The sequence below is a fragment of the Clostridium moniliforme genome, from assembly GCF_017873235.1.
GTDB lineage: Bacteria > Bacillota > Clostridia > Clostridiales > Clostridiaceae > Clostridium > Clostridium moniliforme.
Map to the genome: position 1 here is coordinate 21,090 of NZ_JAGGJZ010000008.1, position 17,438 is coordinate 38,527.

General features: G+C 25.4%; 20 protein-coding genes, 1 tRNA gene and 1 other RNA gene. 7 read left to right on the plus strand and 15 right to left on the minus strand.

Annotated elements, in window-relative coordinates; translation table 11 throughout:
- Positions 1-91 precede the first annotated feature (91 nt).
- The 5 genes from J2Z53_RS10735 to dnaX form a co-directional block, all read right to left on the minus strand.
- Positions 92-340, minus strand: coding sequence for a pro-sigmaK processing inhibitor BofA family protein (locus J2Z53_RS10735; RefSeq protein WP_209797493.1), 249 nt, complete (start codon positions 338-340; stop codon positions 92-94).
- 26 nt (positions 341-366) lie between these two features.
- Positions 367-627, minus strand: a complete 261-nt coding sequence (locus J2Z53_RS10740) for a YaaL family protein (protein ID WP_209797494.1) — start codon at positions 625-627, stop codon at positions 367-369.
- A 198-nt stretch (positions 628-825) separates the two neighbouring features.
- Positions 826-1,422, minus strand: a complete 597-nt coding sequence (recR, locus tag J2Z53_RS10745) for a recombination mediator RecR (protein ID WP_209797495.1) — start codon at positions 1,420-1,422, stop codon at positions 826-828.
- A gap of 192 nt (positions 1,423-1,614) precedes the next feature.
- Positions 1,615-1,953, minus strand: a complete 339-nt coding sequence (locus J2Z53_RS10750) for a YbaB/EbfC family nucleoid-associated protein (RefSeq protein ID WP_209797496.1) — start codon at positions 1,951-1,953, stop codon at positions 1,615-1,617.
- Positions 1,954-2,100: 147 nt separating this feature from the next.
- Positions 2,101-3,741, minus strand: coding sequence for a DNA polymerase III subunit gamma/tau (gene dnaX, locus J2Z53_RS10755; protein WP_209797497.1), 1,641 nt, complete (start codon positions 3,739-3,741; stop codon positions 2,101-2,103).
- A gap of 266 nt (positions 3,742-4,007) precedes the next feature.
- Here dnaX and J2Z53_RS10760 point away from each other — a divergent pair, with 266 nt between their 5' ends.
- The 4 genes from J2Z53_RS10760 to J2Z53_RS10775 all read left to right on the plus strand — a co-directional run bounded on the left by J2Z53_RS10760 (position 4,008) and on the right by J2Z53_RS10775 (position 6,218).
- A complete protein-coding gene (locus tag J2Z53_RS10760; RefSeq protein WP_209797498.1) occupies positions 4,008-4,205 on the plus strand; it encodes a hypothetical protein in 198 nt (65 codons plus the stop codon).
- Positions 4,206-4,420: 215 nt separating this feature from the next.
- The gene (locus J2Z53_RS10765) at positions 4,421-5,212 is read left to right on the plus strand and encodes a thymidylate synthase (protein WP_209797499.1); all 792 of its coding nucleotides are present in this window, start codon (positions 4,421-4,423) and stop codon (positions 5,210-5,212) included.
- Entirely contained in the window at positions 5,212-5,703 is a 492-nt protein-coding gene (locus J2Z53_RS10770) for a dihydrofolate reductase (protein ID WP_209797500.1), read from the plus strand. Before J2Z53_RS10765 ends, J2Z53_RS10770 begins: the two co-directional genes overlap by 1 nt.
- A gap of 59 nt (positions 5,704-5,762) precedes the next feature.
- Positions 5,763-6,218, plus strand: coding sequence for a hypothetical protein (locus J2Z53_RS10775; protein ID WP_209797501.1), 456 nt, complete (start codon positions 5,763-5,765; stop codon positions 6,216-6,218).
- A 210-nt stretch (positions 6,219-6,428) separates the two neighbouring features.
- On the opposite strand, the gene ffs is transcribed toward J2Z53_RS10775, so the two are convergent.
- From ffs to J2Z53_RS10815, 8 genes are all read right to left on the minus strand, one after another.
- An RNA gene (gene ffs, locus J2Z53_RS10780) (signal recognition particle sRNA large type) lies at positions 6,429-6,693 on the minus strand.
- A 3-nt stretch (positions 6,694-6,696) separates the two neighbouring features.
- Positions 6,697-6,786, minus strand: a tRNA-Ser gene (locus J2Z53_RS10785).
- Positions 6,787-6,945: 159 nt separating this feature from the next.
- Entirely contained in the window at positions 6,946-7,137 is a 192-nt protein-coding gene (locus J2Z53_RS10790; RefSeq protein WP_209797502.1) for a hypothetical protein, read from the minus strand.
- Between the two features lie 166 nt (positions 7,138-7,303).
- Positions 7,304-8,644: a 2-hydroxycarboxylate transporter family protein gene (locus tag J2Z53_RS10795; RefSeq protein WP_209797503.1), complete on the minus strand. Its 1,341-nt coding sequence runs from the start codon at positions 8,642-8,644 to the stop codon at positions 7,304-7,306.
- Positions 8,645-9,241: 597 nt separating this feature from the next.
- Entirely contained in the window at positions 9,242-10,012 is a 771-nt protein-coding gene (lgt, locus tag J2Z53_RS10800) for a prolipoprotein diacylglyceryl transferase (protein ID WP_209797504.1), read from the minus strand.
- Positions 10,013-10,071: 59 nt separating this feature from the next.
- Positions 10,072-10,530, minus strand: a complete 459-nt coding sequence (locus J2Z53_RS10805; RefSeq protein ID WP_407927661.1) for a nucleoside deaminase — start codon at positions 10,528-10,530, stop codon at positions 10,072-10,074.
- A 64-nt stretch (positions 10,531-10,594) separates the two neighbouring features.
- Complete coding sequence (locus J2Z53_RS10810; protein ID WP_209797537.1) at positions 10,595-11,845, minus strand: HlyC/CorC family transporter; 1,251 nt, start codon at positions 11,843-11,845, stop codon at positions 10,595-10,597.
- 355 nt (positions 11,846-12,200) lie between these two features.
- Complete coding sequence (locus tag J2Z53_RS10815; protein WP_209797505.1) at positions 12,201-12,584, minus strand: cation transporter; 384 nt, start codon at positions 12,582-12,584, stop codon at positions 12,201-12,203.
- A 105-nt stretch (positions 12,585-12,689) separates the two neighbouring features.
- Here J2Z53_RS10815 and J2Z53_RS10820 point away from each other — a divergent pair, with 105 nt between their 5' ends.
- Positions 12,690-13,253, plus strand: coding sequence for a hypothetical protein (locus tag J2Z53_RS10820; protein ID WP_209797506.1), 564 nt, complete (start codon positions 12,690-12,692; stop codon positions 13,251-13,253).
- Between the two features lie 18 nt (positions 13,254-13,271).
- On the opposite strand, the gene J2Z53_RS10825 is transcribed toward J2Z53_RS10820, so the two are convergent.
- Positions 13,272-13,490: a hypothetical protein gene (locus J2Z53_RS10825; RefSeq protein ID WP_209797507.1), complete on the minus strand. Its 219-nt coding sequence runs from the start codon at positions 13,488-13,490 to the stop codon at positions 13,272-13,274.
- Between the two features lie 567 nt (positions 13,491-14,057).
- On the opposite strand from J2Z53_RS10825, the gene J2Z53_RS10830 reads away from it, so the two are divergent.
- Together J2Z53_RS10830 and J2Z53_RS10835 are read left to right on the plus strand one after the other, a co-directional pair.
- Complete coding sequence (locus J2Z53_RS10830) at positions 14,058-14,378, plus strand: bacteriocin immunity protein (RefSeq protein ID WP_234925847.1); 321 nt, start codon at positions 14,058-14,060, stop codon at positions 14,376-14,378.
- A gap of 58 nt (positions 14,379-14,436) precedes the next feature.
- Positions 14,437-15,477, plus strand: a complete 1,041-nt coding sequence (locus tag J2Z53_RS10835) for a coiled-coil domain-containing protein (protein ID WP_209797508.1) — start codon at positions 14,437-14,439, stop codon at positions 15,475-15,477.
- A 480-nt stretch (positions 15,478-15,957) separates the two neighbouring features.
- Here the strand turns inward: J2Z53_RS10835 and J2Z53_RS10840 are convergent, their stop codons facing one another.
- Positions 15,958-16,821: an Abi family protein gene (locus J2Z53_RS10840; protein ID WP_209797509.1), complete on the minus strand. Its 864-nt coding sequence runs from the start codon at positions 16,819-16,821 to the stop codon at positions 15,958-15,960.
- Positions 16,822-17,438 lie beyond the last annotated feature (617 nt).

The following is a 17,438-nucleotide window of genomic DNA, read 5'->3' on the forward strand; positions in this document are numbered from 1 at the left end:
TTATTTAAATATTTTTACTTATTTTTATAAGTAATAAAAAAGAGAGCAATTTTTACAAAATTATTGTAAAAATTGCTCTCTTTAAATTTTATTAAATAAATAATTGAAATAATATAAGTACTACCACTCCAGGTATTCCAAATATACCAGCTATTAAAGCTGTTATTATATTTATAGCTATATGAAATCCTAATGTGCCTCCAATTAAATTCACTATATATAATAATATAACTCCTATTATTCCATTTATTAATAATTTAATTGGCCATTTTAATAAAGTTATAAGTACATATAAAACAATTAATCCTATAACTCCATATATAATTAATTCCATATCCATAAAAACACCTCTTTATTCTGCAAATATCATATGTTTATAATATACTTTCTATTTACTTTTATACTTTTCTTCCTTGCTTCATTTATTAAATAAGAATATCGTTTTTTTGCTGCTTCTTCTTTATATATTGCGGCTTCAATAAGTAATGAATCATCTACATTATCAAAAATACTTTTTGCAACCTCTATCTCTTTGTTTGTCTCTTCTATTGCTCTAATTATTTTATTGCTTTCATCTTTATTACATATTATACTTCTAAAATAGTTAAAACTAAAAAATTTACCCATACTACCCCCTAAAAAAATTGTGTATATATAATTCTATCCAAAAACAGGGTTAAGTATACAAGCTTTTTTAAATTTTAGTAACATCTTTTTATTAATGTCATAGATTATTATCATAAGAAGCTTTTCACTCATTCTCAAACAAAACTTCTAACTCCCATCTAAATTAGGGACTCAAAAAAATTTTTGAGTCCTTCTTTTTTATATTTGAGTTCTTCCTTCTAATGCCTTTGAAAGAGTTACCTCATCTGCATATTCTAAGTCTCCACCAACTGGTATACCTGCTGCAATTCTAGTAACCTTAATATCTAATGGTTTAAGAATTTTTGCTATATACATTGCTGTAGCTTCTCCTTCTATATTAGGATTTGTTGCTATAATAACCTCTTTAATTTCCTCTTTCATTCTAGATACTAGCTCTCTTATTCTAATATCTTGAGGCCCTCTTCCTTGCATTGGTGAAATATTTCCATGAAGTACGTGATAAACTCCATTATATTCTTTTACTTTCTCCATAGTCATTATGTCCTTTGGTTGTTCAACAACACATATAGTGCTCTTATCTCTATTAGGATTTGAACATATTGCACATGGATCAGAATCAGTAAAATTACCACAAATTGAACAATATTTTATTGTTCCTCTTGCTTTAACTAAAGCATCTGCAAATTCTTTTACTTCATCTTCTGGTAAATTAAGTACATGAAGAGTTAATCTTTGTGCTGTCTTTTGTCCTATACTAGGTAACTTTGCAAATTCTTCTATTAGTTTCTCTATTGCAACTGGATAAAATTCCATAAATCTCGTCTTCCTTTCAAGTTTTCTTTATTAAAATTAAACTTTAAAACTCTAATAATAGTAGTTTAATATAGTTTATATTATTTAACAACTTATATAAATAAATTTAAAAGGATCTTAAAAATTATTTGTAAATAAAAAAGCCAGTTAAATAACTGACTTTTTATTAATTTAGTTATAAAATACTTTTAATTAAAATAATCCTGGTATATTCATTCCACCAGTTAATTTACCCATTTGATTTGAAGTTTCTTGTTCTGCCTTTCTTAGTGCTTCATTTACTGCACTTAAAACTAAATCTTCTAGCATTTCTACATCATCTTCATCTACAACTTCTGGCTTTATGTTAATTGCTAATATATCTTTTTTACCATTTGCAGTTACAGTTACAGCTCCGCCTCCAACTGATGCTACAAATTCTTTTTCTTCAAGCTCTTTTTGCATTTGCTCCATTTTCTTTTGCATTTGCTGTGCTTGTTTCATTAAGTTATTCATTCCTCCCATACCACCTGGGAATCCACCTCTTGCCATGTATATGTCCTCCTTAATAATAAAAATCTAATTTTAATTATATATTATTTTTAAAAACTTTACTATATATTATAGTGCTATTCATTTATATTCTCACTTTATAACTTATGTGTATTAATTCTAAAGTGTACCAAATAATATAATCCTTTATTCATCAATTATTTCTAGGAAATCTTTTCCTATTACATCACTTAATACCTCTTCTGGTGCTGAGTTTTCTTTTCCTTCATTTAAAACTTCAAATCTAACTCTTACATTTCCCTTTAAAACTTCTGAAAACACTTCATTTATAATCTTATTGTTTTCTGCCTTTTCTAATCTATTTTTATTAAAAGAATATTGTTCAGTATATTGAACTGTTATTACTCCATTTTGACAGCTTGCTGGTCTACCAGTAGTTATTGAAGCATAAATAATCATAGCTCTTCTATTTTTAAATTCTTCTAATATATCTTTCCATGATGCTTTTACATTCTGTATAGTTATATCATTTGAAAGATCTTCATTTTCTTTAATAATCTCTGAAGTCTTTACATTATTATTTATTTTTTTAGAAACTACTTGATCCTTTAAATTAGTGACTGCCCTTTCATCATCTACTTTTTGTCCTTGATTAACACTAGACACTTGTATCTTTCCTGATTTTAAAGCTGCCTCTAATCTGTTTAACCTTCCAAGTATAACTTCATTTGAAGTATCATATTCTATTTTACACATTTTAATTATAGCAAGTTCTAAATACAGTCTTGCCTGCTTTGACATTTTTGCCTTCTCTTCAGCCTCTTGCAAAATTCTAATACTTCTCATTATTTCTTCTACCCTTATTCTTTCTCCTTGTTCTTTTACAAGGGCTATATTTTCAAGGGACATATCAAGAACCTCTTCTGGATTATTTGTTACTTTAATCATAAGAAGATTTCTATAATGAGCTATTAAATCTTTTATAAATAAAAATATATCCTTACCTGCATAAACTATTTTGTCTATTGTAGTCATTGCATTTTCTATATTTCTCTCTATTATAGCTGAAGTTATTTGGAATAAATACTCATTAGTAACCAATCCAAGCATTGAAACTAATTCATTATAATCTACATTACCATCACCCATTGCAATTGCTTGATCTAATATACTTAATGAATCTCTCATTGCTCCATCTGATACTCTTGCAATAAGTTCTAAACTCTTATCTTCTGCAAAAACTCCCTTACTTTCAGTAATTTCTCTAAGTCTTCCTGTTATTTCAGAATTATTTATTCTTCTAAAGTCAAATCTTTGACATCTTGAAAGTATTGTTATTGGAAGCTTTTGAGGATCTGTTGTTGCTAAAATAAATATAACATTTGCTGGTGGTTCCTCTAGTGTTTTAAGGAAAGCATTAACTGCTCCTGTTGAAAGCATGTGAACCTCATCCATTATATAAACTTTATATTTAGCCTCTTGTGGAGGATATTTAGAATCTTCAATAATATCTCTAATTTTATCAACTCCGTTATTTGAAGCTGCATCTAATTCTGTAACATCTATTGCAAGACCTTCATTTATTTTCTTACACATCTCACATTCGTTACAAGGCTCACCATCTTTTAAATTAAAACAATTTAAAGCCTTTGCAAACACTTTAGCTGTTGAGGTCTTACCAGTTCCTCTAGTACCACAGAAAAGATATGCATGAGCAATTCTCTCATTTAATATTTGATTTTTAAGTGTTGTTGTTATGTGTTCTTGACCTACTACATCTTTAAATGTTTTAGGTCTCCACTCTCTATAAAGTGCTGTATATGCCAAGGTCTTGTCACCTCTTTTTTCTAAAGTTAAAGTTTATATTAATTATACAATAAATATATTAATAAAACTATGGATAAACTTCTATTACTGATTATTACCTATAATATAAATTCTATAAGCTATTTATTAAGATAACTTTATATTATACTTAGCTATATAAAATCAATGTTCACCTAAAATTTTAATGTATATTCAAACTAATAAGTATCTCTAAAATTTTTCAAAGGTTTCATATATTAATAGCATTAATTGCAATTTCTATAATTATGATTCATGCTTATATATTTTTACATTTAGGCTTTAAGTGGAAAATTGGATATATCTTTGGATTTTCAGCCCTTGTAGATTTAAATTTAATATTCATTACAGGAATACTTAGAATATTTAATAAAAGTATCCATAGTCACAAAGGACTTGGGGTAATATTTATAATATTAATGTGTTTACATATAGCACTTATCTAATTTTTAAAAAACCTAAAATACTGTTTTTAGCATTTTAGGTTTTTTATTTATCATTTACATATTTTTTAATAAACTTAATTAATAATTTTAAGCCTTTCATACAGTTCTATCTTTTGTTAAAATAATATAATGAAATTAAAAGTATAACTAAATTATAAAATGAATTAAATAATCACTTTTTTAAAATGTACTAAATAAATGAAAGGGGTTTTAAAATGAGTTTATACGATAAGCAATACCTTGATATTGTAGAAAAAATTTTAGACCATGGATACTATGACCAAAATAGAACTGGAGTTGCTACATATAAAATTCCTCATCAAATATTACAATTTGATTTAGAAAAAGAATTTCCTATACTAACAACTAAATTCGTAGCATTTAAAACTGCTGTTAAAGAACTTCTATGGATATATAAAGACCAATCAAACAATGTTAAAAAACTTCAAGAACAAAACGTTAAGATTTGGAATGAATGGATGATGGATGATGGAACTATAGGAACATCTTATGGTTGGGTTGTTAAAAAGTTTGATCAAATAGACAAACTAATTGAAACTCTAAAAACTAATCCACAAGATAGAAGAATGATGATTAATCTATGGCAAATTCCTTACTTAGATACAGGTGCCCTTCACCCATGCTGCTTCCTTACTATGTGGGATGTAACAGATGGGAGATTAAACTGTATGCTTATACAACGTAGTGGAGATATTCCTCTTGGAGTACCTTTTAATACTACTCAATATGCAGTTCTTGTTCACCTTATAGCTCAAGTAACTGGATTAAAGCCAGGTTTATTTACTCACGTTATAAATAATGCCCATATATATGAAAATCAAGTAGAAGGAATGAAGCTTCAATTAACAAGAAAAGATGAAGCATATGATGCTCCAAAACTTTGGATAAATCCAGAAATAAAAGATTTTTATGATTTTACACCAGATGATATTAAGTTAGAAGATTATAAACACCATCCATCTATAAAAATGGAGGTATCTGTTTAATGTTATCAATAATAGTTGCAATTGCAAACAATAATACCATTGGAAAAGATAATAGTTTATTATGGCATATACCAGAAGATTTAAAAAGATTTAAAGAAATAACTTCTAATCATAAAATACTTATGGGAAGAAAAACTTTTCAATCTTTACCTGGAATACTTCCAAATAGACATCATGTAGTTTTAACTAGAGATAAAAGTTTTACTGTAGATTCTGATAGTGTATCTGTAATTTATAACTTAGAAGATTTATTAAAACAATATGAAAATTCTAGTGAAGAAGTTTTTGTAATAGGTGGAGGAGAGATTTATAAATTATTACTTCCTTATGCAAAAAAACTTTATTTAACAAAAGTACATAAGGATTTTGTTGGAGATACATTTTTTCCACAAATAGATATGAATGAATGGGAAGTTATCCACAAATCTAACACTAAAACTGATGAAAAAAGTGGATTAAATTTTGAGTTTATAGACCTTTTAAGAAAATAAGTATTACTATTATTAAATTAATAAATCTAAAATTTAATAATTAAAAGGAGGAGTATAAAATGAGTTTTTCAGATAAATTTGCTCCAAGAGTACAGAAAAGATTTTTGTTATTATTTGCTGGTCTATTTTGGGGATTTGCAGGATATAAATTATTAAGTCTTGGACTTCCAAATATGATAAATGGAACAAGTTCTTCTATTATAAGCATTATCTTTGCAATAATAATATTTTTTGTATTCTTTAAATTTATATTTTTGAAAATGCATCTTAAACATAAAAATAGAATATTATCTAATCCTAATGATTTTTTGTGTGCCTTTGCTTTTTTTGATATTAAAGGTTACATTATAATAATTTTTATGATTACTTTTGGAATAGTAATTAGAACTTATAATCTTATAAGTCCTGTTTACTTAAGTCCTTTTTTTACAGGATTGGGATCAGCATTATTTTGTGCAGGTGTTCTTTTCTTAGTTGCATTTATTAAATATAAAAACATTATTAAAAAAATATAAGTAAAAGCTATTTTATACTAAATATTTAGTATAAAATAGCTTTTTATTTATTACAAGAAAAAGAGGGTTCTTTGATCTTGGTTTCAAAGTTCCCTCTCTTTCTTATCCTATTGTTTTTGTCCTATATTGTTAATCCTATTGAAGAGTAACCAAATTTAATTATTTTTATTGAATATGTACGTCTATATTCAAAATTTAACATTAAAAAAGCTGCGCACCTCGATTCGACAGTGGTTTATATGCGTTACCTATGCAGTTAGCTCAGGCTAGATTGATCCACGGCACACGGAAGTATCCACTTATTGCTGCTTCCTTCCGGACCTGACAAGGTTCATGGGCTCCAGTTGCGTGGGACCCAGCCATCAACACCACTTACATAGGGCAGACCACACAAAGCAAAGCCTCCACGAGGAATTCGATCCTGCTGTAGCGGATTGCAGGTTACAGGGCACCGCTAACTCCCCATCTAGCACAGCTCTGGCGGAGAGGGTGGGATTTGAACCCACGGTAGAGTTTCCCCTACACACGCGTTCCAGGCGTGCTCCTTCGACCACTCGGACACCTCTCCATATCAAAAAAATTTAACGGTTTAAGTAATTCCTACTACCGTTTTATGGTTCTTGACCTACGATATATAAGCTTTATTCTTTTTTACACTTCATCATTCTAACACAAATATTATTTTAGTTCAATAGAAACATTCTATAAGAATACTAAGTTATTTATATTATTTGTTTTTGTCATTAAATTTATTTTTATTTTCAGAATACATTTGTTTTTTTATCTGACCATTTATTAAAAGTATCGGTATTAAAAATACAAACAGTGCTCCTCTTATTACATTATTATGTATTAAAAATATAATTGATATTAATACTAACATTTCTATTGCATTTAGTATATAAGATAATTTTTTCAAAATTTCACCTACTTAATAAGATTTTATATCTATTATATCTAATACTCACCTTTAATAAAATATTTATATAAAAATAAAATTATATATAACACTATAAAAAAGTCTCTTTAACTAATTTATTTAAATTAACTAAAGAGACTATGTTTAATTTGTATATTCTATATAATTAAAGCCATATACTGAAAAGAACTCCAGCTAATACTAATATTAATGCTCCTCCAAGTCTTGTAGCTATTTGAGCATAAGCCATTAAGTTCATTCTCTTTGCAGCTCCTAATATTTCTAAGTCTCCAGATCCACCTCTGTTAACGTGACATAAACCAGCAGCTATTGCAGATTCTATAGGATAGAAACCAAATATTTTAGATGATAACCAAGGTCCAATTATAGCTCCAATAACAGCAAATAATGAAATTACTACTGTTGTAAAGTTAAATGCTTTTAATAATGCTCCGAAATCAACTAAAGCTAATCCAACACCAGCTATAAGAACATAAAATAAGTTACCTACCATAAATTTTTGAACTTGTTTTGCTCCAACTCTGATTCTTTCTGGAACTAAGTTAAATCCATTAGCTAATAATACAAAGATAACTAAGTAAGCAAATGGGTGAATTACTACTCCACCTATAGTTGGGAAAAATCCTTTTCCAACAAGATTTGCTAAACAATAAAATGCAAGTGTTATAAATAATCCAGCTGCTCCATCTTCAAATGTTGCTTTAAAAGTAGACTTTTCTGATTTTGCATTAGCAGCTCCCTTTATTAGTTCACCATGACCTGTTAATTCTGGTTTCTTATTACCAATTCCGTTTAAGATTGCACCTGCTATAATAGCTATAATATTTGCTATTGTTAATATTGCCATAGCAGATGAATACCAAATCTTTGGATCCTTACCAGTTACTTGTCCCCATATTTGGCTCATAGGTATAGCACCAGCTCCATTTCCACCTCCCATAATAGGAAGTGCATAGTTTAATATAACATCTTTAGGATGTACACCTGTTACTAATCCACCTAATATAGCAAATCCACCAGCTGTAATTGTAGCGATAATAACCATTGGAATAAATCCACCTATAGTTTTTGCTAAAAACTTTCTATCAATAGATAATAATGAACCACAAATCATTATAGATATGTATAGATTTAAAAATCCACCGCTAAAAAGTGACTTTACATTTTTTACATATACTGTTGGTATAAGTCCAACATAAACAAGCCATGACATTACTAAGAATGCAAGTATTGCTCCACCACCAAGGTAATCTTTCCAAATAGGAATTGAATCACCAATTTTACCTAAAACTATACCAAAAGTAAATATTAAAAATAAGCTTCCAACCATATCCTTAGGTAAAGATTTAGTTTGTATACCTAAAATTATTATAACTGCACCAACAAGAAATAATGGCATAGGTATTCCAAAAAGACTTATTTTAAAGAATTTTTTTATAAGTCCGGGTTCTTGATTACTTGAAGTATTTTTAATTTTTGCTTCCATGATAAAATCCTCCTTAAATTATTTAAATATAGTCTTACAGATTCTTAAAATGTAATAACTAAGTTGTAATAAAAATATTCATAGTGTCTTAAACGTTTTTGGCAAACGTTATCATAAAAGCCAAAGTCATTTAATCACTCTTAAATATAAAAAAAATAAATTGAATTACTAAATTCAGTTATTAAACAAATTAAGAATACATTTACATTAAAGTTTTTTATTTGATAAATAAAAAAATAATCTATTAAATTATTTTTCTTATTTATTAAGTTATGCTTAAAAATATATTTTTGAAACATCTAACATTTGTTTATTTTTTAAACATTTGTGATATGATTATATTTTACCACATTATTCTTAAAGTTCAATATTTTTTTAAAATTTAGTTTATCTGTATCTTTTACACCTATTTTTTATCATTTATATTATTTTTTTTGATATTTTATATTACTTTATTAATTATATTGCTTTCACATTTTTATTTTTTTTTATCATTTGTTGAAAAATTGTATTGAATTATTTTACTTATATGTGTAACTTTTGAATTTAAAATAAAAAAAGAATACTTAAAAAGTATTCTTTTTTATTCAAAAATAATTATTTTTTATTTTTTATAATAATATAAGTTATAAATATAAAACCTAAACTGATTCCAATAAGAGATATTATTTGAGCTATTCTAAGTCCAAAAAACATCAAACTATCAGTTCTTAATCCCTCAATAAAAAATCTTCCAACAGAATATAGAATCATATATGAACTTATTACAATTCCTTCATAACCTTTTTTAACTTTATAAAGTATTATTACTAATAAAAAACATACAAATATATCCCATATTGATTCATATAAAAAAGTAGGATTGTAAAACTGTCCATTTATATTCATTCCATTTTGAATAAACTTAGGAAACTTTGATATAAATTCATAAGAAACAACATCTCCATGAGCTTCACTATTCATAAAATTTCCCCATCTACCAATTCCTTGAGCTAATATTATTGATGGCGCAACTAAATCAGCATAGGCTAAAAATTTTATCTTTTTAACTCTTGTATATATAAAAGCTGATAAAAATGCTCCTATAAGCCCTCCATGAATAGCAAGTCCCCCTTCTCTTATATTAAATATATCAAATAAATTGTTTTTATAACTATTCCATTCAAAAATTACATAGTATGCTCTTGCACCTATTATCGCACAAGGAAATGAAATTAAAAAAATATCAATTAAAACATCAAAGTTCAATCCTTTTCTCTTTGCATTTATATATGCTAATAAAAAAGCTAAAATAATTCCTATTCCTATAAGCACTCCATACCACATAACCTTAAACCCAAAAATTTCAAAGGCTATTGGATTATTCATATCATACCTCCTTTAATTTAGTATTTATCTTAATATAACAAATAATATTCATTTCTTCATTATTTTTTAATTAATATTTTTTCTTTTCTTCTAATTTTAAAAAATTCCGTCATAAGTTTGCTACACTCTTCATTATATAACCAGTTAATTTCCAAATATGAATTTAAATACTTATTATTAACTATGTCAACAACAGATCCACAAGCTCCCATATCTTTATTAAAAGTTCCTATATAAAGCTTTGAAATTCTACTTTGAACTATGGCACCAGCACACATTGGGCATGGCTCTAGTGTTACATACATCTCACAACCATTTAATCTCCAATCACCTATAAATTTACATGCCTCCTCTATTGCAATTATTTCAGCATGTGCAATAACACTCTTTTTACTTTCTTTTAAATTGTACCCTTTGCCAATCACCTTTCCATCCTTTAAAATAATTGCACCAACAGGTATTTCACCTAAGTTTAAAGCTTTTTTACCTTCATTAATAGCTAAATTTATATAACTCAAAAACATCACCACTTTAAATATAAAAATGTAGGATAAAAGGACAGTTTAATACTGTCCTTTTATCCTAAGTATATATTCTTACTTTCATAATTCTATTCTTTTCAACTTCTTCCACTACAAACTTAATTCTATCTATTACAACTTCCTCATGTTCTTCTGGAATTCTACCAAGTGCTCCTATAATAAGTCCACCAACTGAATCAAACTCCTCAGATTCCATATTAACTCCTATAAGATCACTTACATCATCAAGTCTAGCACTTCCATCAACTACATATTCATCTTCTTTTATTACTTCAATGCTATCTCTCTCTTTATCATACTCATCTTCTATATCTCCAACAATTTCTTCAACTAAGTCTTCAATTGTTACAATCCCAACAGTTCCACCATATTCATCTAAAACTACTGCCATATGATTTCTTGATTTTTTCATTTCAGTAAAAAGTTCTGTAATTTTTTTAAATTCAAATGTATATAAAGGTTCACGCATATAATCTTTAACTACAAGTTCTCCACCATTATATCCTGCAATAATAAGATCCTTTACGTTTAGTATACCTACTATGTCATCTATAGTATCATCATATACGGGAATTCTAGAAAACTGTTCTTCCTTTATTACTTTTAATAATTCATCATATCCATCATTAATTTCTATAGCTGTAACATCAACTCTTTGTACCATAACATCTTTAACCTGAAGATCCGCAAAATCAAAAACATTAAAAATCATTTCTTTTTCTACATCTTCAAGAACGCCTTCTTCTTCACTAACTCCAACCATTGTTTTTAATTCTTCTTCTGTAATAAATGGTTCAGCAGCCTTTGGATCTCCTCCAAATATTTTTATAAATACTGATGAGATTATAGTAAAGATAGTAACAAAAGGCTTAAATATAAAAACGCATAACTTTATAGGCTTACTTACCTTTAAAGAAACAGCTTCTGACTTTTGCTTTGCAATGGATTTTGGAGTAATCTCTCCAAATATAAGAACCAAAACAGTCATTACTCCAGTTGCAATTACAACAGCACCTTCACTTCCACCTGACATCTTAACTGCAAGGGAGGTAGCCAAAGATGATGCTCCTATATTAACTATATTATTTCCTATTAAAATAGCTCCTAAAAGCTTATTAGGATCTTCTATTAACTTTTGTACAAGTTTAGCTCCCTTTACTCCTTCTTCCACCATATGTCTAATTCTAATTTTACTTAAGGACATAAGTGCCGTTTCTGACATTGAAAAAAAAGCAGATAGTATAAGAAGTACTATTAACAGAATAACCTGCCCCGTATAACTAGAGTCCAACAATTATCACTCTCCTATATTCCTCGTTTTAATTACTTAATTATATCATATACAAGAAAATTTTTATATATACTCATATCCTATTGTAAGTAAAAAAATACTATTTATTCCATTGATTTTATAATAATTAAATTAAATTTTATATTATTTGATATAAAACCTTTCATAAAATTTTAACTATATTATTATCTAAAAATATTAATAATAAATTAAACCACTTAAATTATAGTTAAAAATTTAACATATATTTTATTATTAGTTATTTTTTTAACAATAGGTGTATTTTTTGTATTTACTTATATGTCTAAATTCGAGTTATTTCAACATATATAACGTTTTCTTAATATTCTTGTTATTATCTTAACAAATACTTTTTAGCTTCTTTATCAAGTTTTTTATCTATAATTTCAACTACATAATCTAAATTTCTGCTTCCATGCAATTTTATTAAATCTAAATTATTTATTCCAATATCTTTAATACTTCCTATCCATTTAATTATATTTTCCTTTTTTTGTTCATTCTCATCATAATTTATAGTTGCATATCCTTTCTCTTTATCGAGTTCTATTTTAGTTATTCCATTTAATTTCATAACAGCTTTTTTCAAAAACATCTCATAACCTTCATGCTTACTTAAAATTATTTTTAAACATTTTATTTCAATTATTACCTTACCAGGTGTACATTTATAAACCTTAAAGTTTATTAATTTATTTACTATTTTTGATTTAAACACTATTTATATCTCCTAAATAATTATTTTTTATTAAACACTTTTATATACTTTATTTATTAAAAAGTATTATAATTTATTTATAATACTTTCTGGAGGTGTTTATTTTTGAAAAAATTAGAATTATTTATTAAAAATTTATGCGGTGAATTTAATAATGATGAACAAATATCCAAAGAAAAATCCCATGGAAAAATAATTCATCCTAAAGCTAAACATATTAATGGAGTATTAAATGATAGAATTAAAAATATACCAGAAAACTTTGATGGATATTTTGTTTTAGAAGAAAGTTATTATGATACAGGTACGTTTAAAAACATACTTCCTCATTTATTTTTATTTAATTTAGATAAAGATCATAATATTGTATTAACCTCTTATGAGATTCCTGAAGATATAACTAAAGAAGAGTTTAGAAATGATAATTTAGATTTAAATATAGATTTTAATAATTTAAAAGTATCTAATAAATTTAACCCTATTACTTATTATTGTGTAGATGGAATATTTAAAGGAGAAAGTGTTAGTCATCTTAACGCTGAAACAACTTTTACATTAAAAGAAACTATTAAAGATGGAGTTTCAATTGTTAGTGAAGTTTTTGAGAAAAATGGAAAAATTACTTTTGGATGTACAGATCCAATAGTTTATAAAAAAAAGAAGCCTTAAATTAGGCTGCTTTTATATTTATTTTAATGCTTCTAATGTTTTATCTAAAGATTTTGTAAGATATATAAATGTAAATTGCAAAGAGAATATAGTAACTATTGCTAAAATTTCAATCCAAGTAGGTCCTAATAATTCAAAATCAAAAAGTAATACAAAGTTATACAATATAATCTCCAAACAAGTTGCTGTAGAAGTAACCTTTAACACTTCCTTTAATTCATTATTATTTAACTTCATGAGGGCACATTTTCCCATAAATAATCATCAACTCCTAATATTTTTATTAATCTATATATCTTTTAATTTATATCTTATTTTAATTATACAAAAAATTTTTTTATTTTTACATAGTAATATTCTTAATTTTTAGATACTTTTATTATGAAATTTTAATTTTGTTATGTATTAAATTAACACTTTATTCACAAATTATTTTCTACTAGAACAGGATGACTTTTACCAATAAAAACCAAATTATTTTATTACTAAAGATACTTTTGAATAACTTTATATATAAAAAATATAAATTTAGATTAAAAAATTTATCTAAATCATATAAAAATTTTAAAGCCATATCACAGATAAAATGAGTGCTTAATATGAAAAAATATTGATTATGAATATTTTTTCTTCATAAACGCCTCCTTTTTTTTATTATATTTTATTATAAAATTTAATTTTTTTCAGAAATTAAATAACATTTATTGCCTATATTGTAATATTTAATATATAATTTAAATTATAAAAATCATAATAAATTTATATTAAATATAGCTAGCTTCAAGTAGAAAGTAGGTAATTACATTGAGTAAAAAAGAAAAAATATTAGAAAAACAAGATGATCTATTATCAAGAGTTTATGATTTAATTTTAAATACACAAACTCTTGATGATGAACGCTCTAAACTAGTTGAATTTAAAAATTCAGTTGAAATGGGAAAGGACTTTGAACAACAAACAATGGAATTGGCAGAATCTCTAAGACAACTAGCAGTTCGTAAGGCAAAAGATAAAGAGACACTTAGCCCAGAAGTTGGTAGATTCTATATGGATATTTCCACTACTGGATTACTTAAAAAGAACTTGGGTATTGGCTTAACTGCAATTAGCTTTTTAGCTAATTGATTCTATAGTATAAAAATCAATTTTTATACTATCTTTAATCTATTGAGGAGAATAATTTATGAAAAAAATACATAAGAAAAAAGTTAAAAATATATCATTTATGCTTATAGTTCTTTTTAGTGGTATTTTAATTTTGTCTGGTTGTGGAAACAAGATAAAAAAACAAATGGAAAATGCCATAAATGATATAAATTCAGGTAAATATAGTGAAGCTAAAACTGAAATTAATGAAATTTTAAAAGAAGATTCAAGTAATTCAAAGGCAAATTTATTAAATAATATAATAAATATTTTTGAAAATGCAAAAAGGTCCTATGAAAATAAAGACTATATTAAAGCTAATGAAGAAATTTCAAAAATCCCTAATGAATATAATAATTATAATATAAAAAATGATATTGATACTTTAAAAAATAATATAAGTAAAAAATTAAATGAAATAAAAGCAATAGATAATAAAATAAATGAAGTAAATAAATTAATTAATAATGGGAATTTAGATGAAGCTAGGAAAAATTTAAATGGTTTAAAAAATAAAGAGTTAACAGAAACACAAAAAGAAAAAGTAAATGATTTAAAAACTAAATTAAATAAAAAAATAGATCAGAAAAAAGAGGTCGAAAACAAAAAAGTAGAAGCTGAAAAACAAAATAAACATAAAGAAGACAACACAAATAAAAATTCTTCAAATAGTAAAACTACTAATAACAAAGTAACAAAAACTTTTCAAAATCAAAGTAACATACACTATGTAAATAGAAGGTTAGGGATACAAATGGAATTACCTTCAAATTGGAGAGGAAAGTACTATGTAAGAGAATCAGATAACACAATTATCTTTTGTTATAAAGCTCCAAAGAAAAATATTGTAGGCAGTTTATTATATATAGAAAAGATAAAAAAAGATGAAAACATAGATTACATAACTATGGATGATATGGTTATAAAAAATATAAATGATTCAAAATATGCATTGGGAGTTTCAACAGATGTTGGAACAAACGCATTAGATTTAGGAGAATTTGAAATTTATAAAGAATACAGTAATTTAAAAAAAGAAAAAGGGTTAGTATATAGAACTATAAGAGCTATTAATTAAATAAAAAGAGTCATTAGACTCTTTTTATTTATATAAATTATTAAAATTTTTTCAAAATTTATATCAATTAGTTAATGGTACAAAATAAAATAACTTAAACCTCTATGAGGTTTAAGTTATTATTTAAATATATGTGGCACCCGTAATAGTAATAAACCCATATATTTTAGTATATTTTTACATGTTTTAATATTCTATATAAACCGTTGAATTTACTAGATTTGCAAGTATTTTTATATTTTTATAAATTTGCTTCTGTTTTCTTTTATATTTGAGAATTTTCACCTTTTTCCTTCGACCTTTGAATTCGATTAATATAAATCTAGTTTGTAGTAATAATAACTTACTATTTAAGCTATTTTAACATATTATATCTTTAATCTATTCGAAATGTATTTATATAAACCTTTATATCTATTTCACATTTTTAAATATTCTAACATTAATAAATTATACCTAAAATTCTAAAACAATATTTTTTTAATTTTTTGATAGTATTTCTAACCAATTTCTCGGAAAACCTATACATCTTAAATCTATGTACTCTTGATATTTATTAATTATATCTTGTAAATTTATAAAAAATCTATTCCAAACCTCTTTATTTACACATATATGCTTAATAGCTATTATATAAGAAAATATTTTTTTATTATCTATACTATATTGCTTGTACTCTTTTTTTATTTTTATAATAGGTAAATCATAATTATATATTCGTCCATAGTGTGCACATTGATTTCTCAAGTGTGTTAAACTTTGTAACCAAGTATCCAATATCTTCACATTTAGATTACATAAATTATTTTTTATGAAACTTTTGTCAGCAGGTAACATATTAGAATATAACTTCGACATCATTCCGAATGTCATTATTTCTACTGCTACCCATATAGGTAGTTTTCCATCATATTTATCCATATGGTGTTTTATAAATAATTTTTTATAATTTTTATGTTTTTCTGATTCCAAATTTAACATAAAATCATTATAAAAATCCTTATCTATATAAATTTCTTTTCTTAAATATCCAATTGTTCCATGATTAATAGCTAAAGTATATGCTATATATGTTCTAAATGAAATTTCAATAGTTCCTAATATATCTAATAATAGTGTTCTTAATTCTTTATCAAACATATATAAGGAGTTTATATGTTCAAATGTTATATTATCTTTATATGTATTATCAATATCTTTAAACTGTAATAAATAAGCTGTAAATCTATAATAATTTATATTGCTTAATATAAATTTTGCATTTTCTTCATTTTTTATTACTAATCCTCTATCTTTTAATATTTTTATTTGTTCACTAAAAGTTTTTGGTTGTTTAAGCTCCAAAGTAAAATCCCCCCATATATGAATAAAACCCACTAAGAATATACTCCTAGTGGGCACTAAAACACTCGTCCCATCAATTTGAGCATTATATAAAGAGGCTTGATGGGTTCATTTCAAAAAAGCTTCTTGTATATTTGAGCATACCCTAAAATAGAATAGAGGCTTTACAAGTTCTATATATTAATAGTATGCCATTAGCGTAAATTTGTATACCTATACTAGCTTTCAAATTTTATTTTTTTTTTAAATTAATCTTATTTTGCTTTACTTTTTTCTATTTTACTGTATTTTCTTCAATTTTTCAAAATATTTATTAAAATTTTTTATCTTTATAATACAAAATAGTCCCAATTTAAGCCCCCCTTCAATTAGTATTTAGAATTTTGTGTATATATACCTGTTACTGCGAATTTTTCAAATTTACTCAAAACTTTTTGCAGCCCCCCACATACATTCATATAATTCAATACAATAATTACTGGTCATAACCCTTTTATATTTTTATAATAATCTTTCAATAACTGCTCTACTTCTTCTATAGTATAATATATTTTATTCTCTTCATTATTATTTATCTATACTCCATTATAATAGCCTCCTTAATTTAGGACGTCATT